Annotated in this window: 13 protein-coding genes and 1 pseudogene; 5 read left to right on the plus strand and 9 right to left on the minus strand. The window is 50.6% G+C overall.

Annotated elements, in window-relative coordinates:
* Positions 1-9 precede the first annotated feature (9 nt).
* Positions 10-2,343 (plus strand): primase-helicase zinc-binding domain-containing protein, encoded by a 2,334-nt coding sequence (locus tag HVY19_RS04925; protein WP_181683247.1) that lies wholly within the window; start codon positions 10-12, stop codon positions 2,341-2,343.
* Between the two features lie 427 nt (positions 2,344-2,770).
* Here HVY19_RS04925 and HVY19_RS04930 read toward each other — a convergent pair whose 3' ends face one another.
* The 5 genes from HVY19_RS04930 to HVY19_RS04945 all read right to left on the minus strand — a co-directional run bounded on the left by HVY19_RS04930 (position 2,771) and on the right by HVY19_RS04945 (position 8,960).
* On the minus strand, positions 2,771-4,384 hold the full coding sequence (locus HVY19_RS04930) for an acyltransferase family protein (protein ID WP_346342163.1): 1,614 nt from the start codon (positions 4,382-4,384) through the stop codon (positions 2,771-2,773).
* 44 nt (positions 4,385-4,428) lie between these two features.
* Positions 4,429-4,674, minus strand: coding sequence for an acyltransferase (locus HVY19_RS20740; protein WP_346342164.1), 246 nt, complete (start codon positions 4,672-4,674; stop codon positions 4,429-4,431).
* 297 nt (positions 4,675-4,971) lie between these two features.
* A complete protein-coding gene (locus HVY19_RS04935; protein ID WP_181683248.1) occupies positions 4,972-6,567 on the minus strand; it encodes a glycoside hydrolase family 43 protein in 1,596 nt (531 codons plus the stop codon).
* A gap of 61 nt (positions 6,568-6,628) precedes the next feature.
* Complete coding sequence (locus HVY19_RS04940) at positions 6,629-7,933, minus strand: glycoside-pentoside-hexuronide (GPH):cation symporter (protein WP_181683249.1); 1,305 nt, start codon at positions 7,931-7,933, stop codon at positions 6,629-6,631.
* 271 nt (positions 7,934-8,204) lie between these two features.
* Positions 8,205-8,960, minus strand: a complete 756-nt coding sequence (locus tag HVY19_RS04945; protein ID WP_249419099.1) for a helix-turn-helix transcriptional regulator — start codon at positions 8,958-8,960, stop codon at positions 8,205-8,207.
* Between the two features lie 367 nt (positions 8,961-9,327).
* Between HVY19_RS04945 and HVY19_RS04950 the strand changes: the two are divergent.
* The 4 genes and pseudogenes from HVY19_RS04950 to HVY19_RS04965 form a co-directional block, all read left to right on the plus strand.
* Positions 9,328-10,167, plus strand: a pseudogene (locus tag HVY19_RS04950) (class I SAM-dependent methyltransferase); the annotation flags it as partial.
* A gap of 587 nt (positions 10,168-10,754) precedes the next feature.
* The gene (locus HVY19_RS04955) at positions 10,755-13,751 is read left to right on the plus strand and encodes an autotransporter outer membrane beta-barrel domain-containing protein (RefSeq protein WP_181683251.1); all 2,997 of its coding nucleotides are present in this window, start codon (positions 10,755-10,757) and stop codon (positions 13,749-13,751) included.
* Positions 13,752-14,170: 419 nt separating this feature from the next.
* Positions 14,171-15,724 carry a peptide MFS transporter gene (locus HVY19_RS04960; RefSeq protein WP_181683252.1) on the plus strand — a complete coding sequence of 518 codons (1,554 nt, stop codon included), beginning with the start codon at positions 14,171-14,173 and terminating at the stop codon, positions 15,722-15,724.
* A gap of 480 nt (positions 15,725-16,204) precedes the next feature.
* Positions 16,205-19,153: an autotransporter outer membrane beta-barrel domain-containing protein gene (locus tag HVY19_RS04965; protein ID WP_181683253.1), complete on the plus strand. Its 2,949-nt coding sequence runs from the start codon at positions 16,205-16,207 to the stop codon at positions 19,151-19,153.
* Between the two features lie 109 nt (positions 19,154-19,262).
* On the opposite strand, the gene HVY19_RS04970 is transcribed toward HVY19_RS04965, so the two are convergent.
* From HVY19_RS04970 to HVY19_RS04985, 4 genes are all read right to left on the minus strand, one after another.
* Entirely contained in the window at positions 19,263-20,864 is a 1,602-nt protein-coding gene (locus HVY19_RS04970; protein WP_181683254.1) for an APC family permease, read from the minus strand.
* An 11-nt stretch (positions 20,865-20,875) separates the two neighbouring features.
* Positions 20,876-22,483, minus strand: a complete 1,608-nt coding sequence (locus tag HVY19_RS04975) for an aldehyde dehydrogenase (NADP(+)) (RefSeq protein WP_181683255.1) — start codon at positions 22,481-22,483, stop codon at positions 20,876-20,878.
* Positions 22,484-22,497: 14 nt separating this feature from the next.
* Positions 22,498-23,418, minus strand: coding sequence for a dihydrodipicolinate synthase family protein (locus tag HVY19_RS04980; RefSeq protein WP_181683256.1), 921 nt, complete (start codon positions 23,416-23,418; stop codon positions 22,498-22,500).
* Between the two features lie 157 nt (positions 23,419-23,575).
* Positions 23,576-24,394 carry an AraC family transcriptional regulator gene (locus tag HVY19_RS04985; RefSeq protein ID WP_181683257.1) on the minus strand — a complete coding sequence of 273 codons (819 nt, stop codon included), beginning with the start codon at positions 24,392-24,394 and terminating at the stop codon, positions 23,576-23,578.
* Positions 24,395-24,528 lie beyond the last annotated feature (134 nt).

A 24,528-nucleotide genomic window follows, 5' to 3' on the forward strand; every position in this document is an offset into this window, starting at 1 on the left:
AAAATAACAATGAAAATGAACGTAACGGAAACCGTAAAACAGGCCTGCGGCCACTGGCCGCACATTCTCCCGGCGCTGGGTGTGAAGGTCATTAAAAACCGCCATCAGTCCTGCCCGGTGTGCGGCGGCTCTGACCGTTTCCGCTTTGACGATAAAGAGGGGCGAGGCACATGGTTCTGTAACCAGTGCGGCGCGGGTGACGGGCTTAAGCTGGTAGAGAAAGTGTTCGGCGTAACCGCATCAGAGGCCGCCCAAAAGGTGGATGCTGTCACCGGCAACCTGCCGCCGGTTGCCCCGGAGGTGATTGCGGCCATAGAGACTGAAACCGATGCCGACCGCAAAGCGGCGGCCGGGCTGGCCGCGAAACTGATGGAGAAAACCCGACCGGCCACCGGCAACGCCTACCTTACCCGCAAGGGCTTCCCCGCTCTGGAATGTCTGACGCTCACCGCCCAGCATAAAACCGGCGGCGTGACGTTCCGCGCCGGTGATGTGATTGTCCCGCTGCATGACGGTACCAGTGCACTGGTTAACCTTCAGCTTATCAATGCTGACGGTCTCAAACGCACCCTGAAAGGCGGTCAGGTCAAAGGGGCGTGTAATATCATCGAGGGGCAGAAACAGGCCGGAAAACGCCTGTGGATAGCGGAAGGCTATGCGACCGCACTCACCGTGCATCACCTGACCGGGGAAACCGTCATGGTGGCTCTGTCTTCCGTGAACCTCCTTTCTCTGGCGAGCCTTGCCCGTCAGAAACACCCGGCCTGCCAGATTGTGCTGGCCGCCGACCGCGACCTTAACGGCGACGGTCAGACAAAAGCCGCTGCGGCCGCAGAAGCGTGTGAAGGTGTTGTTGCCCTGCCGCCGGTATTCGGAGACTGGAATGATGCGTTTATTCAGAAAGGTGAAGAAGAGACGCGGAAAGCGATTTATAACGCCATCCGGCCACCGGCTGACAGCCCTTTCACAACCATGAGCGAGGCGGAATTTACCGCCATGAGCACCAGTGAAAAGGCGATGCGGGTACATGAACATTACGGCGAAGCGCTGGCTGTGGATGCGAACGGCCAGCTCCTGTCCCGCTATGAGGCCGGGATATGGAAAATCATCCCGACGTCGGATTTTGAACGCGATGTGGCCGGGCTGTTCCAGCGTCTCCGTGCCCCGTTCTCGTCGGGGAAAATCACCTCAGTGGTGGAGACCCTGAAACTGGTTATTCCGCAACAGGCCGCCCCTGCACGGCGTCTGATTGGTTTTCGCAACGGCGTACTTGATACCGGCACCGGCATATTCAGCCCACACCATCAGTCACACTGGCTGCGCACACTTTGTGATGTCGATTTTACCCCGCCGGTGGAGGGTGAAACGCTGGAAACCCACGCCCCGGATTTCTGGCGCTGGCTCGACCGTGCCGCCGGTGGCAGACCGGAAAAACGCGACGTTATTCTGGCTGCGCTGTTTATGGTGCTGGCGAACCGCTACGACTGGCAGCTCTTTCTCGAAGTGACCGGGCCGGGTGGCAGTGGTAAAAGTATTCTGGCTGAAATTGCGACCATGCTTGCCGGGGAAGATAACGCCACGTCGGCGACCATCGAAACGCTGGAATCACCGCGTGAACGTGCCGCGCTGATTGGCTTCTCGCTCATCCGTCTGCCTGACCAGGAAAAATGGAGCGGTGACGGAGCAGGGCTCAAGGCCATCACCGGCGGGGATGCGGTCTCCGTTGACCCGAAATATAAGGATGCGTACTCAACCCATATTCCGGCGGTGATTCTGGCCGTGAACAATAACCCGATGCGTTTCACCGACCGCAGCGGCGGCGTATCCCGTCGCCGGGTGATTCTGCATTTCCCGGAACAGATTGCCCCGGAAGAGCGCGACCCGCAGCTCAAGAACAAAATCGCCCGCGAGCTGGCCGTGATTGTGCGCCAGCTTATGCAGAAGTTCAGTGACCCGATGACCGCACGCGCACTGCTCCAGTCACAGCAGAACTCCGACGAGGCGCTCAGTATTAAACGCGATGCTGACCCGACATTTGATTTTTGCGGCTATCTGGAAGCGCTGCCGGAGCCGGAGGGGATGTATATTGGCAATGCCAACATCATTCCGCGTCAGCCGCGGCTGTATCTGTATCATGCCTATCTGGCGTATATGGAGGCCCACGGCTACAAAAACACACTCAGCCTCACCATGTTCGGGAAGGGATTGCCAGCCATGCTGAAAGAGTACGGGCTGAGTTATGAGAAGCGCCGTAAAAATCAGGGCATACAGACCAATCTGGCGCTAAGAGAAGAAAGCAACGCCGACTGGTTACCGAAATGCGATGACCCTATAGCGAAATAACCTACCCTGACCGGCAATCGCCGGTCTTTTTTTACCTGCGAAACGGCTAAAGTGAACAGTAAAGTGTTCACTGTTCACCAACCGTTCACTACATAACGATATGAATTTTATGAATAAAAACGTTTAGTGAACAGTGTGAACAGTTTTTCTAAAAAAAAGTTTTTTTTCTGTTCTTTAGTTCGTATGAAAAATGAACGCACCCGTCAATGTGTATAGCGGTGTGTATAGAAATGTTTTTCGATTTTATTTTTATCAATAAAATCATGGTATTGATGCTATTTGTCGGTTCCTATTATCGCACCATCTCAACGATCTTTTCCATCTATACCGAAATCTGCTTAAAGCTCAAAGGCATGCGGTACTAGTAGAAACCCAAAATGGCCGCATGCGGAGCCAGTGTTCTATTTGAATGGATTACCATATTTTTTCAAGTACGCCTCACCCATTTTCTGTGCTGAGGTGTAGTTAAGATGGGTTCCATCGACTCTAAAAATAATGTCGCCATCGATTGTGGCTGCACACTTTTCATCTTTGCAGAGCAGAGCAGAGCATTTGGGTCGATCAACGTAATTTCTGGGATGTCATGTTTAAGTCTATACTCTTCTCTTGATTCTTTTTTCATTCCATAAGGGAACATATCAGCATTACCGATGGCATGTTTCATTTTTGCTGAGCGTAACTTAGCAATTCCAGATGTGCCAATTGTATTAAAAGGTCTGGCAATGATATAGACTTTCACACCATTCCTGATAAGTTTTTTGATATAGTTCACTCGTAATTTGTATACAGATGCACTATAGTCGATTTCTTTATCACCAAATAATCGCAATAATTTGTTATTGTTATTATATATATCAAAATAATCTGATATTATCACAGCGCCAATAGTATTGGCATAATTTGTTCGTGTGTTATTATAAAGCATAACAGAATCAGCATTATATTTTGATAATGGTTTGCTTATATCATTAACATATACACCTGGAATTGAGGGGGTAGAACTTCTCATTGTGTCATGGATCATGATCCTCGCATCTTTCGCAAGCACATCAATAAAAGGTGTATATGCATTGCCGAACGAATCACCGATCATTAAAACATCTGGCTTGTCTTTTTTTACACCTAGCCAGCACTCACTAAAATTTCCGGCTTTCATTTTTTCCATGCATTCACTGCGTTTGATATGTGCAGAGTTATTTGAGTTGAGTTCATCAAACATCCCTTGCGTTCTCCATTTCATACCGGATGTAGAATCCATATAATTCATAAAAAAATAACAAGCAGTCAACGGCAGGGCATAGAGAACAGGGAAAACAATAAGCGGAGATTTTAATTTTCTGAAGGGATTTTCAACGAGGTGGTAGCTGATTGAAGCCAAAGTGAATGATAACGCTATAAGAGCAAAAGCGTTAATTGTCGTCAACTCAATTCCTCTGTAGGCGGCCAGAATTATTACTGGCCAGTGCCATAGGTAGAATGAGTATGAAACTCTTCCGATGTATATTATTGGTTTTAATGATAAAAAGCTATTTACAATGCCTCCGCGTGAAGCGAGCAGCATTGTACTGCCTATAGTAACAGGCAGCGCTAAGACCCCAGGAAAAGAACTACTCTCGTTAAGCAAAAATGCGCTTGTGAGTATCAATATCATACCTGAAACACTTAATATATTTTTATACTTTAATAATGATTCAGTTCTACGATAGTTAATTGCCAGCAACGCGCCAGCCATTAATTCGAAAAAACGAAATGGCAACATCATATATGCCAAGTTTTTATCCTGATGCACGTAATACCATGAAAGGCCTACTGACGTAATAAAAAGTGCTGAAAACAAAGCAACTTTGATGCTTGCTCTTTTTATTTTGTATACCGCCATTAGTATTAATGGCCAAAAAATATAATATTGCTCCTCTACTGCCAGTGACCAGGTATGGAGAAGTGGTTCCGATGATGAGGATTCAAAGTAATTGGTGTGAATGTAAAAGTAAAAATTACTTACGCCGAGCATAGAGAGAGCGGCAGTTTTGCCAAAAGACACTAAATCTTCAGGCATTAGATAGTAACAGCAGTATATTCCCACAACTATAAGCATAAAAAAAGTGCGGGAATTAACCGCTTAATTCTTCGCAAATAAAAACTTGTATAGCTAAAGCGAGATTCTCTGATTTCTTTATCAAGAATACACGTTATTAAAAAACCCGAGATTACGAAAAAAACATCTACGCCTACAAATCCACCCTGTACGGGAAGTTTTGCGTGAAAAAAAACCACCATGAGCACCGCAATTGCTCTGAGACCATCAATGTCTGCTCTGTATTTAAGTGACATACCCACAATCTTATATGTTTTAGAGGGGGCTAGTTTAGCACTTAAGATGGTTCTTAACAGTACTCGATCGCGCCTAAATTGCAGTGGTTGTATGTCGATAAGCAGTGCTATTGAGGTACATAATCGGGAAAAACACGCTGATGCTGAATCTGAATGACCAGACCGTACAGATTGACGGCGACGTGGCGACTGTTCATCATATCCTAGAAGCCACTTGCTCGTCAGGCGTATAAACTGCCGCAGTAAACACAAAATGAGGAAAAGGTCCCATGGCCTTTTCCTCCTGATATAAATCCTTTATTCCGCCGAGTAGAGGAAATAATCAAAATCTGCGTGTACGTGCTCCCCAGTGAAATCCTGGCAACACATCCCGACAAAAGCACCGGTGAAACGCTCAATGCCTCTTTCTTTGAAATACTCATCTGAAAGCTTACTGTATTCCATATGCTCACCCACCGGGAACCAGGTGCGTTCATCTAACGAATAATAGAAATTGGCGGCATCATCCTTAACGCAGACTTTTAGATACACCAGCCCATCACTGGCAATCTTTATTCCTTCGCCAGACGGCAGTGAGAATCGGTTGAGGTCATTAACCAGTAAATTAACCGTTTTCTCCCCCTGTTCGCTGCACGAGATATGCAGATAAATATAATTTGTCGTGTCATAAAAACAGACTAACCCGGCCATTTGCTGGAACGATCGCGGCTGGAAATCCACGCATGTCTGGGCGGTGAAGGCAAAATCTTTCTGTCTTCTTGCCAGTAAACTCTGAAAGTGATGTGAACTCAGTGACTCACGACCGCGCAGTCGTAACCATCCCTTTCTCTCTTTCAGCGAACACATATCTTCCCCTAAAGGGATGCGCAACGACTGATAGTGAAGCGGCAGAACCGGTGCATCAAAATCATCTTTTTCAGGGAGCTTAGGCCAGGGGGATTCTTTCAGCGACGTGTGTACCGTCAGTTCGGGCGCGATGGAATTATTCGCTAACCGCAGCCAGCCTTCGTCATTCCAGTAAACCTGTTGAATCGCTGTTTCACGTCCCATTGGACTGCGGCCTTTAGACGGTAAGGGGCGACCGCATAAATGCACGATAAACCATTCACCAAGACTGTTTTCAATCAGGTCGGCGTGCCCGACGCGCTGTAGCGGTATCCGACAATCAAAACGTGATGTCATCATTTGACCAATAGGATCCGTTTCATACGGACCAAGCAGATGTTTCGAACGCGCCACTGTCACGCCGTGGTTGTAAAAGGTGCCGCCTTCTGCAACCAGCAAATAATACCATCCGTTATATTCGTACAGATGCGGGCCTTCGGTGATCCCAAGCGAGGTGCCGGCATATATTTTTCGACATTCGCCGATGAGCTTATTATTCATTTCGTCATACTGCTGAATAATAATGCCATTCCATTTCGGGAATCCGGCTTCGCCGCCGTCCATATAGCTCATCTCCATACTTAATAGCCACTTGGTGCCATCGCTATGGTGAAAGAGAGAAGGATCGATCCCCCGACTATTCAGATACGTTGGCTCAGACCATTCGCCCTCAATATCTTCTGTAGTCACAATATAGTTGTTGGTGTCCCAAAATCGTCCGCTCACATTTTTGACGTCGGTGTAGATAAGATAAAACCTGTCTGCGTCGTAGCTTAAACATGGAGCATATATTCCCCCAGAATCCGGGTTGCCGATCATATCGAGTTGGCTTCTACGATTCAAAGGATAGGAAATCAGACGCCAGTTTTTGAGATCATATGATTTATATAAGCAAACGCCTGGGAACCATTCAAAAGTCGATGTTGCTAAATAATAGGCATCGCCAACGCGGATAATGGATGGATCAGGGTTAAAGCCTGAAATAATGGGATTGGTAATGATAGTCATAAATACGTCCTGAAAAGCAAAAATGAATTTAGGTTATACGGACTGAGTGATATCCATGCGCTTACGCGTCATAAGAACGATATCGCTGCATAATAAAAAACATTATCAAGACAAAGACTGCCGGGATAATCGTAAAAATTAAACGCACGATCATAATGGCGAGGTCCGTTTGCAGTGTTGCGTTACCGACATAACCGCCAAAGGTCAGTAGCCAGCCGATGATGGCACCGCCAACGGCAATGCCAATTTTAATGGCGAATAAATTGGTAGAGAAAACCAGGCCACTTAACGAGCGATGCGATTTTTTCTCGACGTTATCAATAATGTCGCTCAACAGACTCCATTGCAGAGGGGCAGAGCTTGAGTCGATAAAGTGGATCACGCAGATGATGCCGCAAATCACCAGAACATACTCAGAAGGAACGGCGAAAAGGGCGACCAGAATAATTGCCTGGAGTACCAGTGACGCTTTATAAGCCAATACCCGATCAAAATTTTTGTACAATAATGTCGTAGACATAGCCCCAACGAAGCGCGTGCACAGAATAATAACCAGTACTGTACTGACCAGATCGGGCTGCTTCATATAGTAACTGACGAAATAGATCGCCCCCCCCGTTTTCAGGATACCCGCAATCAGGCTGGCGATATTCAGGGAAAAGATACAGCGCCAGTTGAAATCTTTAACAATAATCAGCAATTCCTGATAAATTCCCCGCAGGTCATGGCTTTTATCCACTTCTTTTACATAGTGCTCTTTCGTCATGGCAAAGCAGAGAAAGAACATAATGGTACTCATCCCACCCATGATGATCATCGCGAGAAAATAGCCTTTCTGCAAATCACCTGCGCCCAGAATTTTGGTTAACGGCAGTGCGACTACGGAGACAATAATGCCGCCTAAAGCTGCAAAGGCAAAACGATACGATTGCATCGAAACGCGTTCTTTTGCATCCTTTGAAATATTATTGATTAATGCACAGTATGGAACGTTAACAAGAGAGTAAAAAAGCGATAGTGCAGTATAAGAGATATACGCGTAAATGATTCGGCCTGTCTCGCCAAAATCGGGAGTATAGAATGTCAATGCGCCAAAGATACCGAATGGCAGAGAAAACCAGAGTAAATAGGGGCGGAACTGACCGTATTTCGTTTTGGTATGGTCGGCAAGATAACCAATATAGACATCGGCAACCGCATCAAAAGCCCGGACAACGAGGAACATTGTCCCCATATGAAAAGCACTTAATCCATAGATATCCGTATAAAAATAGGCCATAAACAGCATGATGGTTTGCCAAATAATGTTGGATGCACCATCACCTAATCCATAGCCTATTTTTTCTTTAACTCCTAATTTGTTCATAAAAATACCTTTTACTTAAGAGGATCAAGGATTTTAAAAATGTAGGGCCGGCTTCAATATAAAAGATAAGTGCAACAGGGGATAAAAAATGTAGGTAAAAGTGTCGTTTATATAATTTTTTTGCGCCAGGCGTTATGTGTTGATCACATTTTCAGCAATAACTGCATGTGAATGACGGGTAAATAAATGTATTATGAATAATACAGCGCTAAAAAATAGTTGTGCCTGGAAATCATTAAGCGGAGTTAGCGGATCATCCGAGAAACAGCGATCAGGAGGAGGACGTTTCGTTGGTTTTAAGTTGCTCAGAGGTGAGGTTGCTGGTTCTGAATTTTTTGGGCGTAACGCCGATAAACCTTCTGAACTGATAACAGTAGTAAGCGGCATCAGTGAATTCGCATTTGTAAGCAATGTCGGTGATACTGAGTTCAGTATTTCGCAGCAACTGGACCGACATGGCGATCTTCTTGCGTAGCAGATATTCTTTAAAGCTGACCTGCATGACCTTTTTAAATACGCGGGAAAAATGGCTTGCTGAAAGCCCAACAGAGTTTGCTGCTTCGCTCAGGCTGATGTTAAAGGATGTGCCTGTTTCCATCACAATGATGAAGTTAATGATCATGCCAAAAATGGACTGGCTATCGGTTTCTGATGAAATTTTATCAGAGATAACCGCATGCTGAAGTACGGTGTTTAGCAACAGAATCAGGAGGGGCCTAATCTCTTGTTCGGAATGTGCTTCTTCGCTAACCTCGGCAAACCATCTGAACACAAAATCCAGCCTGTCTGCTTCCTTTTCACTCAGTCTGGTGACTACGCCGATGTGGGGTTCCAGCGCCGGGATGGGATATTTTAAGTTACTGAGCATTGCCCGATCGTACTGTACGATATAACGCTCATCATCCCCGGTAAATTCCAGCTCCATATCATGAAGCGTTAACGGGCTGACATAGATCAGCGTGTTATTCTCCACCTTGAACTTCTCGCGGCCAATGCTGTAGCTGCCTTTTGCTTTGCGAAACCACATGATTTCGTGTTCGAAATGGACATGCGGTTTTATGTACATCCCCTTTTCGGGCACCGTTTCACGGGCCCGCAGGATGTAATCGAGCCCTGTTTTAGGTTCTAATTTTTCAAAAAAATAATCAGCACTACCGGGCGTTGGCATAATTTTGTAAAAAATAAAGAAGTGTTTGCGATGTAATAACACAAGCGTTGAGCCGAGTACAACGAATTTGCATTCTATTATTTAAGTACGGATTCACCGTGCTTTAAGATTAATACAAAAAATATCGATAATGACTTGAATTATTTACTGTCACTGGAAATACTCCCTGCGCTAATATTTACGTAAGTAAAATAATAATGGCGTGAGACGCATTCGAGGTTAATAGATGGATATTCTTGAACTGACGCTTTTTAATGAGCGAGACGACAGTCGTGAAAAAGGGGCAAAAATTCCATGGAATGATCCAGAATTTAGCCAGCGGATGCTTGCAAACCATTTGTCTCAGGAGCATGACTGGGCCAGTCGTAAAATCGCGGTTATCGAGCAACAGATCCTCTGGATTGCACGTCAGCTTTCATCAGAGGCAAAAATTCTCGATTTGGGATGCGGCCCGGGTCTTTATACCCAGCGCCTGGCGCAACTCGGCTTTGACTGTACGGGAGTTGATTTTTCACCTGCATCTATACGTTGGGCGCAGCAGCAGGCACAGGCAGCCGGTCTGACTATTGACTATCAGGAACAAGATGTTCGTCACTTCAGCCCAGGTCATTCGTTCGACTTCATTATGATGACCTTTGGCGAACTAAATGTCTTGAGCGCCGAAGATGCCGAAATGCTGCTCAGGCGCTGTGCGCAATGGTTGAAACCCGGAGGGAAACTGCTGATTGAAGCGCATAGCTACGAAGAGGTGAAAAGGCAGGGAAGGGCGGAGGCAACCTGGCAGCGCTGCCCACAGGGGCTCTTTCTTGCAGAACCGCATCTGCTGTTAAGTGAAAATCGCTGGGATGAAGCCACGCAAACCAGTCTGGCAACCTACTGGGCAGTCAAACCAGGTGGCGAAGTCATTCGTTTTGACAGTCAAATGCACGCCTGGCGGGATGAGGAATATTTTAACTTACTGATAAGTTGCGGATTACAGTCACCTGAGCGTATTCCCGCTGAGGAATGGCCCGTTAGTGAGACATTTGAAGATAAACTGTTTGCCTTGCTGGCAGTGGCTTCAAATTGATCATTTAAACCGGGATTCTGCAAGAAGGATTAACCTCGAAAGGCCTGCCACCTGGGGTTTGTGGCTGCTTTTTCTAGTTACTAATCTCGCGAAAAATCCTAAAGTAGAATTTGATATAAAAAGAAAACTAATCTTTTTGGTGTCTATAATGTTAGTGTTATGTCAATTATTGACAATATTCTTATTTATATCTGCTTAAATATTCCTTCACGTCTTAAATTCAAGGCAAAAATTTGTAACATTCAAGGTGAAGTTATGAAGTGAAAGCTCACTTTTGGAGCATTGTTCTTAATGTGTGCTTAATCGAATTGATGAAATACTGTGGTTTTGCTTCTTTGTGGTGGATTGTTTTTAATTATTGTCATTTAAAGTTGAACTGGCGTGTTTTGTTAAAATTCTTATATTCCGCGATTTTCTTCCGACCGGTTGACCTATTGTTTCCTGTAGTTGTCATGCATATCATATTTTCCATCTCAAGCTAACAAAGGTAATTACTTTTTATTGCTTAAGGTTTTTAAAAATAAGTCTGAGGATGTTAAGCAGGCTTATTAAGTGAGAATGTGTGACAACAAGGATTGTACAGTATGAATGCGTCTTTCAAACCAACTAAAATAGCGCTGGTTATCAGTGCATTAATTTCATCCTCCGCATTTGCCGCTACGCCTTCGAGCATCATCGTTGATAGTTCGACTGCCGCAGCGGATCGCACCGTGACCTTACCGACCGGTAGTAACGTTTCCTCGGTAAACGTCAGCGTTGACGATGCCATGGTAAAGATGGGAGATAACACCACCATCACCAGCGCTGGGGCTTATCCCGACGATACTCTTTACTATAACCCTGGCTATTTTGTTAAGGCCACGGCAGGTACAGTAGATCTTGGCAAAAATTTCACTCTCAATTATATGTACGATTATTCAACGAACGGTAATTACAGAGGAGAAGCGCTGAGAATTTTGGGAACTGGGGTGCTGAAGGCTGAAAACCTGACCATCAACGAAGATCAAACCAAGGTTGGTGATTCGGAAATGGTGACTGCTATTTCTCTTCTTGGTACAGCTCGTGCTGATTTAAAAGGTACGACCAATATTACTATCGGGAATATCGAAACGAATCAGGATTCCGTTATTAATGCTGAAAATGTCAATATTTCCTATATTGATACGGATCCGCTTTCCCGCCGTGGGCATCACGCTTCGCTGGATCTACGCGGTAAAGAGTCAAACTTTACCGGCAACGTCAATATTAAGGCGGTTAACGCGTCTAATGGTCGTCTGGAAGGGATTGATATCACCGGTAATAAAGCAACGTTTTCCGGCAAGACAACGCTGGATATGGACAATGCCCTGGGGAGCATCTCGGGTATCGAACTTATTGATACCACTTATACCTGGGTAGGTCATGGTGGGGAAGATATCCCTAATTATCTGACTAACAACGTTAAGTTTAATGAACTCAGCATTAAAGCCGCTAACCACGCGCCAGCAGCGGTTAGTCAATATGTAAGGGGGTTAACGAGCTACAGTCAGATGGGGACTACCGACCTTTCTATTAATAAACTCTCGGTAGATGTTTCAAGTGATTACAGCGCGACGGGCGTCTCTCTGGGGGACACCGATGATATGGGCTCCGCGAAATACCGTATTAGCGATGCCAATATTAAAGTTTCAGGCGGCGAAGAGGCGACGTTAACCGGTTATCTCAGCAGCAGTTCCGATGAGGCAACGACGAGCACCATCATTGGCAACATCAACATTCAGTCACTGGGTGGTAAAAAAGTCACGTTAATGTACCAGAATGGCGGGGATGACGTCTTTACCGGGAATGTGACCTTAGGTAGCCAGGCCTCTTATGAATCGGTATCGGATATTCTGTACTCTATTTATGGCTATGCCGGAAATTCGGATGGTTCAACCAATATTGTGAATAACAATAAGCTGGTAGCCTGGGGTAGAATGCATGCTGACGAAGGCCATACCATCAATATTATCTCCGGCGATAACTCCTATATTCACGGTGATACAGTGATTGTTGATAACGGTGCTATCAACATGATGCTGAAGGGAGGCAAAAGCCGTTGGGATATGACCGGTGACTCCACCGTTTCTAACCTGATGCTCGAAAACTCTACGCTGACCTTTATGCCGCCAACAGCACAGGCCCGCGGCCTGACGCGCGCGGCTTCCACCTTCAAAACCCTGACGGTGAACGGCGATTACGTTGGCAACAACGGTAACATCGTGATGAACACCCAACTGGGTGACGACGCCTCTCCGACCGACAAGCTGGTCGTAAAAGGTAACACCTCCGGCACGACTAATGTAAAAGTGCTGAACGCAGGGGGGACAGGAGGCCTGACCACGGACGGTATTGAGCTTATCACCGTCGCGGGAACCTCTGACGGTGAGTTCAAGCAAAACGGCCGTATCGTGGCGGGGGCCTATGACTACACCCTGGCGCGTGGTGAAGGCACTAACGACAAGAACTGGTATCTGAGCAGCGCGCTCTCTCCGGAACCGTCGGAAGAGCCAGCTAAGCAGGCTGATCCAACTGACCCAGTTGACCCAGTAAACCCACTGAAACCACAGGCGCCGCGTGAATCCGCGATCCGTCCGGAAGCCGGTCTGTACGGGATGAACCTGCAGGCAGCGAACACTCTGTTCAACACCCGTCTGCAGGATCGTCTGGGCGAAACCCACTATGTTGACGCCCTGACCGGTGAAAAAGCGGTGACCAGCCTGTGGCTGCGTAACGTTGGCGGTCACACCCGTCAGAAAGACAGCAGCGGCCAGCTGGACATGCAGGCGAACCGCTATGTGATGCAGCTCGGTGGCGATATTGCGCAGTGGTCTACTGACAACACGGACCGTTTCCACCTGGGTCTGATGGCGGGCTATGCCAACCAGAAAGCCCGTGCGGAAAACCAGCGTAACGGTAAACGTGCTGATAGCAGCATCAGCGGTTACAGCGTCGGTCTGTACGGTACCTGGCTGCAGGATAACGAAACCCATGAAGGGGCTTACGTGGATACCTGGGCGCAGTACAGCTGGTTCGATAACTCGGTGAATGGCCGTGGCGTTGATGAAGCCACCAAAGAGTACGACGCTAAAGGTTTCACCGCGTCTGTGGAATCCGGCTACACCTGGAAACTGGCGGACATCAGCGAGCGTAATGCGCTGTATATCCAGCCTAAAGCACAGGTCACCTGGATGGGCGTGAAGGCAGACGAGCACAAAGAAGCCAACGGTACCCGTGTTGAAGGGAAAGGCGACGGCAACATCCAGACCCGTCTGGGCGTGCGTCTGTACGGCCAGGGCCACAATAAACTGGACGACGGTAAAGACCGCACCTTCCAGCCGTTTGTGGAAGCGAACTGGATCCACAACACCAAAGACTTCGGCGTGGCGCTGAACGGTGAAAATGTGGACCTGACTGGCACCCGCAACATCGGTGAACTGAAGGCCGGCGTTGAAGGTCAGCTGACGAAGAACGTCGCCCTGTGGGGTAACGTGGCGCAGCAGATTGGCGACAAAGGTTACAGCGATACCTCTGCAATGCTGGGTGTGAAAGTCGCGTTCTGATGCAAAATGCCCGGTGGCGCTTGCGCTTACCGGGCCTACAACATCACAAAGGGCACGAACTCGTAGGCCGGATAAGACGCAACGCGTCGCCATCCGGCTTTTTTTTGGCTAATGAAATTCTTCCGGTCACACCCTATAACTTTACTTAATGCTTTGTTTATTAACGGGTTGAATTAAACCAAACTCCTGAAGAAGAATGTCAACGACTATCTCCTCGACTCAAACGGAAAATCTACAAAACTAGACAACTGTCGAGTTTTCATCTTAAAGTCCCCCTCCTGGCACTAGACAAAACTGTCTTGTAGTTATCAAATGGTTAAATAATATTTTGTCGAATGTAAACGATCGGCCAAAACGATAAATGGCTGACGGTAATTCGGCGACTGCAAGCAATACGACATTCCATTTCGGGAGAAATTATGCATTCCTCTGTTAATAAAAATGAAAGCCGAACGTTCTTCGGCCATCCCTATCCGCTTGGCTCGTTATTCTTCACAGAAATGTGGGAGCGTTTTTCGTTTTATGGCATTCGGCCGTTACTTATTCTGTTCATGGCGGCGACCGTTTACGACGGCGGGATGGGACTGGCGCGTGAAAATGCGTCCGCTATCGTAGGGATCTTTGCCGGGAGTATGTACCTGGCCGCGCTGCCGGGCGGTTGGCTGGCTGATAACTGGCTCGGACAGCAGCGTGCGGTGTGGTATGGCTCCATCCTGATTGCGCTCGGCCATTTGTCTATCGCCCTCTCTGCCTGGATGGGCGACAACCTGTTCTTCATCGGCCTGATGTTTATCGTTCTGGGCTCTGGCCTGTTTAAGACCTGCATCTCGGTCATGGTAGGAACGCTGTACAAAAAGGGTGATGCTCGCCGCGACGGCGGTTTCTCGCTGTTCTATATGGGGATCAACATCGGGTCATTCATCGCGCCGCTGATCTCTGGTTGGCTAATTAAATCCAACGGTTGGCACTGGGGCTTTGGCATCGGTGGCATCGGGATGCTGGTGGCGCTGGTGATCTTCCGCCTGTTTGCTGTTCCCGCCATGAAGCGTTACGACCGCGAAGTTGGCCTGGACTCCACCTGGAACAGTCCGGTAGCGAAGAAAAACGGCGTGGGCGGTTGGCTGCTGGCGCTGGCGGTGGGCGTCGCGATTATCGTAACGCTGATCGCGCAGGGCGTCATTGTCATCAATCCGGTGGCCGTCGCGAGTATGCTGGTCTACGTCATTGCGGCTTCCGTGGCGCTCTATTTCATCTACCTGTTCGTCTTTGCCGGTCTGACCCGCAAAGAGCGGGCCCGACTGTTAGTCTGCTTTATTCTGCTGGTTTCCGCTGCGTTCTTCTGGTCGGCGTTTGAACAGAAACCGACTTCGTTCAACCTGTTCGCAAATGACTACACCAACCGTATGGTCGGTGATTTCGAGATTCCGGCGGTATGGTTCCAGTCGATCAACGCGCTGTTCATCATCCTACTGGCACCGGTATTTAGCTGGGCCTGGCCTGCACTGGCACGTAGAAACGTGCGTCCGAGCAGTATCAGCAAGTTTGTTATTGGCATTCTGTGCGCCGCAGCGGGCTTTGGTCTGATGATGATGGCGGCGCAAAATGTGCTGAGTAACGACGGAGCGGGCGTCTCGCCGTTCTGGCTGGTGGGTAGCATCCTGATGCTGACGCTGGGTGAACTTTGCCTGAGCCCGATTGGTCTGGCGACCATGACGCTGCTGGCGCCGGAAAGAATGCGTGGTCAGATGATGGGCCTGTGGTTTTGCGCCAGTGCGCTGGGTAACCTGGCGGCGGGGCTGATTGGTGGCCACGTCAAAGCAGATCAACTGGATATGCTACCCGATCTTTTTGCCCGTTGCTCAATCGCGCTGTTGATTTGTGCAGCGGTGCTCATCGTGCTGATTGTCCCGGTTCGGCGGATGCTGGAAAATGCCCAGGTGAAAACCGAACAGAAACCGGCGACAACTGCCTAATTGATCTGTGTTTTTTAGTCATATAAACCAGCGCACCATGCGCTGGTTATTTTTATTATTTCCTGCTGACTTTTACGTGGTTAATTGGCGCAACTTATTTATTAATAATAGTTCCTAAAATGAATGATCAAATGGTTCGCGGAGAAAAATCTCAAATTATCCAAAGCAATATTTTATTATCTTTCACGTTCATTTAAGAAAAGCATAGATCTTAATTGAGTGAGCTCATGTTCCTTATCAAATCTTATTTAAAGTGTTTTATTCTGCGATTTTACTTATGTTGTGGCATTTTAACCTGCTCCGAGGTTAAGATTATTTCATTTGAGATCACGCTATCTAGCCCTGAAAATGGCCTCCTCGAAACGACAGTCTCTTCTCAAATCCAGTGAGCATCGCCACTGGGTTAATTATCATTTTTCATTCTCTCGTGCGTGAAGAAAAAACAAAGGACTGAGGGTACATCTCAGGAGGAATAGCCATATGAATTTTATCGCCGCATTGAAGCCTAAAAAACTAGCGCTGGTATTAAGTGCTATCTTAACCGCCACCACATACTCAGCGAATGCTGAAAACCTGGCTATCGTGGTTAATGACAGTACTCCCGCCGAAAACCGCGAATTTACTATCACCGGCGATACCACTCTTGATTATATTTCTGTACTGGATGATGCCACCATTCGTGTCAGCGATAACGTGACGCTCACTGGCATAGGGATCTACGAGCAAGACGGTAACAGCAATACGGCCTTTACTCGCCTGGGGTTACTGGAAGCAGGCACGCTTGAACTGGGCAAAGGCGTCACCATTAATTACGCGCCCACTTCGGTTAAATATACCTCCTTTACCGGATTACGGCTTCAGGGAACGTCAAAAACCACTGCCGAAGACCTCACGATGGTGATGGGTGAAATGGGGGAGGCCAGCCCGGATGCCATCACGCTTGATGGCGATGCCAGCCTGACGCTGAAAGGCACAACCACGATTCGCAATGGGGCACTCAGAACGTTGGGTGATGCCGTACTGAACGTTGAGAATCTTAACCTTATCCGTTCGCCCAGCAGCAGTGAAACAGCACACAGCGGTGACCTGGGGTTGATCATCCACGGCCAGGAAGCAAATTTTACCGGGAACGTTAATATCCAGATTGATAAAGCTGAGAACTCGGTAGTCGGTATCATGGCGTCGGATGCATTTAATTTCCTCGGGAAGACCAGGATTAATATCACTAATACGCCTGATGCAAATGCTGCAATTCATGGCACCTATCTCCTGGATACGCATGCCACAATCCCTGACCCGGCTCCGGCAGGTCCTGGAAAGCGTTACTTCGAAGACCTGGAAATTAATATCGATAACCAATCTGCGGGAGGGATTACCAGCGGTTTGCTGTACACCGGTATTGCTGAAGGTAACTCAGATATGACCGTTGAGAAACTGACGGTCAATTTGATCGGTACGCGATCCGTCCGCGGTATTTATTTGTGGGACTATGTCAACGAAGGCTCTTCTAAGACGGTAATTAATAACGCGAATATTCAGTTAAAAGGCGACGAGAATACTAAATTAACCGGGTTATTCAGCACTAACATTACCCGCGATCTCGCTACTCAGTGGGATGCGAATACGACCATTGGCAATATTACGATCCACACCGAAGGCGGAAAAAATGCCTACCTGCTGGAGAATGCGGATGCCCGCTTTACCGGCGATGTGATCTTAGGTAGCCAACTTTCATACGACTCCGTGACCGAAACGCTGTATTCCATTTATGGCGCCTGGGCAGGTACCACGGATATTACCAACAATAATAAGCTGGTTGCCTGGGGCAAAATGCTCGCTAAAGGCAGTCATGCGATCAACATCGTATCGGGTGATAACTCCTACATTTATGGCGATACCCAGACCGAAGCGAACGGGACCATCAATCTTGCGCTGAACGGCAGCAACAGCCGCTGGGATATGGTTGCGGACTCAAACCTGACCAACCTGACGCTGGACAATTCTACCCTGAACTTTATGCCAGCCGCGCAGACCCGCGGCCTGACGCGTGCGGCTTCCACCTTCAAAACCCTGACGGTGAACGGCGATTACGCTGGTAACAACGGTAACATTGTGATGAACACCCAACTGGGTGACGACGCCTCTCCGACCGACAAACTGGTCGTGCAGGGTAACACTTCCGGCACCACCAACGTGAAAGTCGTGAACGCAGGCGGTGCCGGCGGCCTGACCACGGACGGTATTGAACTGATCACCGTAGCCGGCAACTCTGACGGTGAGTTCAAACAAAACGGCCGTATTGTGGCCGGTGCCTATGACTACACCCTGGCGCGTGGTGAAGGTACTAACGACAAGAACTGGTATCTGAGCAGCGCGCTCTCTCCGGAACCGCCAGGAGAGCCAGCTAATCAGGTTGATCCAACCGATCCCGTACAAGCGCCGCGTGAATCCGCCATTCGTCCGGAAGCCGGTCTGTACGGGATGAACCTGCAGGCAGCGAACACTCTGTTCAACACCCGTCTGCAGGATCGTCTGGGCGAAACCCACTATGTTGACGCCCTGACCGGTGAAAAAGCGGTGACCAGCCTGTGGCTGCGCAACGTTGGCGGTCATACCCGCCAGAAAGACAGCAGCGGCCAGCTGGAGATGCAGGCGAACCGCTATGTGATGCAGCTCGGTGGCGATATTGCGCAGTGGTCTTCTGACAACGCGGACCGTTTCCATCTGGGCCTGATGGCGGGCTATGCCAACCAGAAAGCCCGTGCGGAAAACCAGCGTAACGGCAAACGCGCTTCAAGTGATATCAGCGGTTACAGCGTCGGCCTGTACGGCACCTGGCTGCAGGATAACGAAACCCATGAAGGGGCTTACGTTGACACCTGGGCGCAGTACAGCTGGTTCGATAACTCCGTGAACGGCCGTGGCGTTGATGAAGCGACAAAAGAGTACGACTCCAGAGGTTTCACCGCGTCAGTGGAATCCGGCTACACCTGGAAACTGGCAGATATCAGCGAGCGTAACGCGCTGTATATCCAGCCTAAAGCGCAGGTCACCTGGATGGGCGTGAAGGCGGACGAGCACAAAGAAGCCAACGGCACCCGCGTTGAAGGGAAAGGTGATGGCAACATCCAGACCCGTCTGGGCGTGCGTCTGTACGGCCAGGGCCACAACCAACTGGACGACGGTAAAAACCGCACCTTCCAGCCGTTTGTGGAAGCGAACTGGATCCACAACACCAAAGACTTCGGCGTGGCGCTGAACGGTGAGAATGTGGACCTGACAGGAACCCGCAACATTGGAGAACTGAAAGCCGGCGTTGAAGGCCAACTGACGAAGAACGTCGCCCTGTGGGGTAACGTGGCGCAGCAGGTGGGTGATAAAGGTTACAGCGATACCTCTGCGATGTTAGGTGTGAAAGTCGCATTCTGATGCGAAATGCCGGGTGGCGGCTACGCCTTACCCGGCCTACAAGGGCACAAGCCCGTAGGCCGGATAAGACGCAACGCGTCGCCATCCGGCAATCCATCCCCTCCAGAAATTACTCCTCTTCATCCCCGGTAAAGTTCGGCTGCGGCAGACAGCTGTACGCGCCCCAGTAGTAAATCCCGAGCGAGATCACCGCCACAATTACCGTATCCCACGGATGCCCAATCACCCCGGTGCCGCCAAAGCTGCCCATCCAGGAAAAGAGCATAATCAGCGCGTAGAACCCGACCAGCCACAGCGACGACTTCACCTGTTGCGCAAGGCTCACGGTATGCACCGGCACTTTTGCTTTGCACAGGACATAGACGACAAACATGACGATTTGCAGGCTCAGCAGCCAGGAGAGGGTATTCCAGCCGGACCAGAAGACGATCAGCGCAGAGATCACAAACGACACCGGCCCAATCACGCTGAATGCACGCACCCGGAACGGACGAGGCAGGTCCGGCGCATTGCGGCGTAACCCTGCCGCAGTCACCGGAGCAATGGCATAGCTCAGCACCAGCGCCGCCGACACCACGCTAATTAACTGCTCCCATGACGGGAACGGCAGCGTCCAGAAGATCGACAGGCCAAAGGTCAGCCACAGCGCCGGGCGCGGAATACCGGACTCTTTGTCGATCCACGTGAAAGCTTTGAAAAACGTCCCGGTTTTCGCCCAGCCGTACACCACGCGCGGCGTGGCATTCATATAGATGTTACCCGTGCCGCTTGGTGAGACGATTGCATCACAAATCACCATAAAAGCGAGCCAGCCCATGCCGAGCGTAATGGCAATATCACGGTAGGGCAGGGAGAAGTGCTTACTGATATCCGCCCAACCGCCGTTCAGCATCTCGGTAGGAATACTGCCCAGGAATGCGATTTGCAGCAGGACATAGATAATGGTGGACAGCACGACGGACAAAATCAGCGCCACAGGAATAGTGCGCTGTGGGTTTTTCACCTCGCTGGCGACGGAAATAATCGGCGTTAGCCCGAGATAGGCAAAAATAATGCCCCCTGCGCTAATTGCCGCCTCCACGCCAGACATGCCAAATGGCGCGAAGCCCTGAACATGGAGATTTTCCGGTTTGAAAAAGGCGAACAACGTAATCACCACCGCCAGCGGAACCAGGAATTTCAGCACGCTGATGATGTTGTTGGAACGGGCGAAGGTCTTCACGCTGTAGTAGTTCAGCGCAAAGAAAAAGCACAGCAGCAGGAACTGCACGACCCAGCCGAGTAGCGTCGGGTCGCTCGAACCGGGTTTCGTCAGCATCGGAAACCAGGCGGCGGCGTATTGCCGCGCCGCGACAATTTCAATGGAGATCAGGCTGGAAAACGCGATCAGCGTAATAAAGCCGAGCAGGTAGCCCATCAGCTCGCCGTGAGAAAACACCGGATAGCGGATGATCCCTCCGGCGCGGGGCAGCGCCGCGCCGAGTTCGCAATAGACTATGCCTAACAGCAGCACTGCGATCCCGCCAATCACCCACGAAGCAATGCCGGCTGGACCGGCAATCGAGGCCACGTGGCTGGCGGCAAACAGCCAACCAGAGCCAAAGATTGCTCCGAGGCCGATAAAGGTCAAATCCGTTAACGTCAGCTGTTTTTTAAATTTCCCCGACTCAACAACGCGGGTCTGAGTGTTATGCGTAGAGTGAATCGTCATGATCGTACCCTTCAGTTAACAGAGGGGGAAATCGCTTCCCGGGTCCACTGCCCGTTAACAAGGCGCAGCAGGTTTAATGGGTTGGCATCCTGAACGGCAGGCGGTAGCAGGGCGGAAGGCACGTTTTGCAGGCACACTGGACGCAGAAAACGCTCAATCGCGCGGGTTCCCACGGACGTTCCGCGTGCGTCGGTGGTCGCAGGCCAGGGGCCGCCGTGAACCATCGCGTCACAAACTTCTACGCCGGTGGGATAGCCGTTAAATAGCACTCGTCCGGCTTTATCCGCCAGCAGCGGCAGTAAACGCTGGGCCATCTGGCGGTCGTCGGCATCGGCGTGAACGGTCACGGTCAGTTGCCCCTGAAGCGCTCCCAGCACGGCGAGTAACTCCGCCTCATCCGCAATCTCCACCACCACCGCCAGAGGGCCGAAAATCTCCTGCTGGAGCAAGGGATCTTTTGCCAGCAGCAGCGATGCGGATGCCTGCCAGAGCTGCGCCTGTGCCCGTCCGCTGGCGGCGTGCGCCGCACCCGCGATGCGCGTAAGCGTTGGGTGCGCCTCCAGCGCCCGCACGCCTTCCTGATAGTGGGCGAGGGTGGCGGCATTGAGCATCGTCTGCGCTGGTGCATCGTTCACCGCTTCGCGTAGGGCCTGTACAAACTGCGCCTGCCCTTCGGTGCGCGGAACCAGAATCAGCCCCGGTTTGGTACAGAACTGCCCGCAGCCCAGGGTGAACGAGGACACCAGTTCTTTTGCCAACGTCTGCCCACGCGCATTTAGCGCCTGCGGCAAAATAATCAACGGATTGATGGCGGACATCTCGGCAAACACCGGAATTGGCTGCGGGCGCTGCTGTGCCAGGTGCATCAGCGCTTTCCCGCCGCGCAAAGAGCCGGTAAAGCCAACGGCCTGAATAGCCGGATGCTTCACCAACTCTGCGCCAATATCGGTGCCAAAGATCATGTTAAATACCCCGGCAGGGAGGGTACATTTGTCCACGGCGCGAACCACCGCCTGGGCGGTGAGTTCCGCGGTCGCCATATGACCAGGATGCGCTTTCACCACTACCGGACAGCCAGCCGCCAGCGCAGCGGCGGTATCGCCACCGGCGGTGGAAAAGGCGAGAGGGAAATTGCTTGCGCCAAAGACTGCTACCGGGCCGAGCGCGGTTTGATACTGGCGCAGGTCCGGGCGCGGCAACGGCTGACGATTCGTCAGCGCGGTATCAATGCGTACGGCAAAAACATCGCCCCGGCGCAGCACATCGGCAAACATGCGAAGCTGATTGCTGGTGCGGGTGCGTTCCCCCTTCAGCCTGGCAGGCGGCAGCGCCGTTTCCTGATGAGCGATGGCAAAAAAATCATCGCCCAGCGCATCAATTTCATCTGCGACGGTATCAAGGAAACGAGCGCGGACATCCGGCGCGGTGTGCGCATACTCCGTAAAAGCCTGCTGAGCTGCCAGCGCCGCCTGTTCGGCCTCCTCCGGGGAGGCCATGTGGAATCGAAAACCGGTCGCTTCGCCATCTTCCGCCCGCAGGCTGAGCAACGTGGCGTCACCGCTGGCAACACGCTTTCCGGCGATAAACTGCTTACCCCGATCGGACTGTTGTAAGGTCATAGCTGCTCCTGTCTTCAGAGGCCGACGTCAGGCAACTGCGGGCGTGTTGCCAGCGCCTGCTCGACAACGGCGACGACCTCAGCGCGGGTTTGTGGGTCCAGCGCCAGACGCGGCGGACGGGTGATGGCGCTACCCCGGCCCAGCAGTTCTTCGCACAGCTTGATGCACTGCACCAGATCCGGACGAGCATCAAGATGCAGCAGCGGCATAAACCAGCGGTACAGCGCCATGGCTTCCTCGTAGCGCTGCTGTTTAGCCAGACGGAACAGCGTCTCGCCCTCGTGTGGGAAGGCGTTCGACATCCCGGAAATCCAGCCTTCAGCGCCGACGGCGATGCTTTCCACCACGACATCGTCCAGCCCGGCGAACAGCACAAAGCGGTCGCCTACCGCGTTGCGCAGGTCGACAAAACGGCGGGTATCGCCGGAGGAGTCCTTAAAGCAGACGATGTTGTCACAGTCGGCAAGCGTCTCCAGAATGGCGGGGGTAACGTCGTTCTTATAAATCGGAGGGTTGTTGTAGACCATGATCGGCAGGTCGGTTGCGCCTGCTACGCTGCGAAAGTGCGCGGCAGTTTCATGCGGCTTCGAAGAGTAAACCAGTGCGGGCATGACCATAATGCCGTCAACGCCCACGCGTTCGGCCTCTTTTGCCATCTTCTGGGCAAAGGCGGTGGTGAATTCCGCCACTCCGGCGATGACTGGGATCTTCCCACCGGCTGCGTCTTTCGCCACTTCGATAATCTGTAATTTTTCCTGCGTGGTCAGCGACGTGTTCTCTCCCACACTGCCGCACACCACGAGGCCAGAGACGCCGTCTTTGACCAGGTTCTTCATCACCGCGTGGGTGGCATCCAGATCCAGAGAATAGTCGCTACGAAACTGGGTGCTGACAGCGGGAAAAACGCCGCTCCAGTGAATCGCTTTATGGCTCATGCTCGGTTCCTTGTCGTCAATTTGTTAAATTAAGGTGAATGAATGGTGAATATTCACTGACAGATTGACGGCTAGAACGGCTTACGGCTTGTCGGTTTTCCTCCAATACGATGACGAAATCAGCACAATGACGAAAAGAATGGCAAAAATCATGATCTCAAACGATACCGTGCAGCGTCTGGCGGAAATCGCGCGGCGTGGAGCCGGTCATCGCTTTAAACTGGCGGCTGAAGGCGCTGTGATCGGTATATCCGCACTGTAAGGCAATGTCGGTAATTGGCGCATCGCTCGCCAACAGTTCGGTGGCTTTTTCCAGTCGGACTTTGTGGATCATCTGGCGCGGCGTGAGATGGAAAATACGCTTACAGTAGCGCTCAATTTGCGCTACCGACATACCGCTCAGCGCCGTCAGTTCGTCCATCGAAATCGCGCGATGATAGTGGCGGCGAATATGCTCGTCGACAATGGCCAACTGTTGCCATGCAGGGTGGCGCGCATGGGCTTCCTGCAGGTCGTGCGAAATGCCCGCCATGCCGATCACCCGTCCGTTCACGTCGCGTAGCGCCAGCTTTTGCGTCAGACACCAGCCGCGTACCCGCCCGTTATACAGATGCATCTCCAGTTGGTCCCGTAGCGTTACCGCGTCGCGCAGCACTCGCAGGTCCTGTTCGGTATATCCCTGGCCCAGCGCGGAAGGGAAGACATCCGCCGACGTTTTGCCAAGCAATGACGAGACGCTTTTAAACCCGCAGCGTCTGGCCAGGGTCAGATTCACCATCAGATAGCGGGCCTGCTCATCCTTAATAAAAAACACCACGTTGGGAATGGCGTTCAGCAGTGGGGCAATCAGCGCCATCGCATTCAGCAGCATCTGAATGTTCTGGGGACGCTGAAGCGCCAACCCTTCACAAATCTGGCTGAGTTCGTCAATAGCCAGCGGCGTCTCGGTGGTCGGCTTTTCAGTCACGCATAACATGGCGAATCCTCATTAAACGGCGAAGAAGGATATTTATTAACTTTTTGTTAACCAGGCAAGCGCGCAGAAAGCGTTTTGCGATCGTGGTGTCGGTTTGCACTTTCTCCTGTTTCATCGACTGGCGCGCTGGCGTT

The organism is Citrobacter sp. RHB25-C09, assembly GCF_013836145.1.
In the GTDB taxonomy this organism is placed as follows: domain Bacteria; phylum Pseudomonadota; class Gammaproteobacteria; order Enterobacterales; family Enterobacteriaceae; genus Citrobacter_A.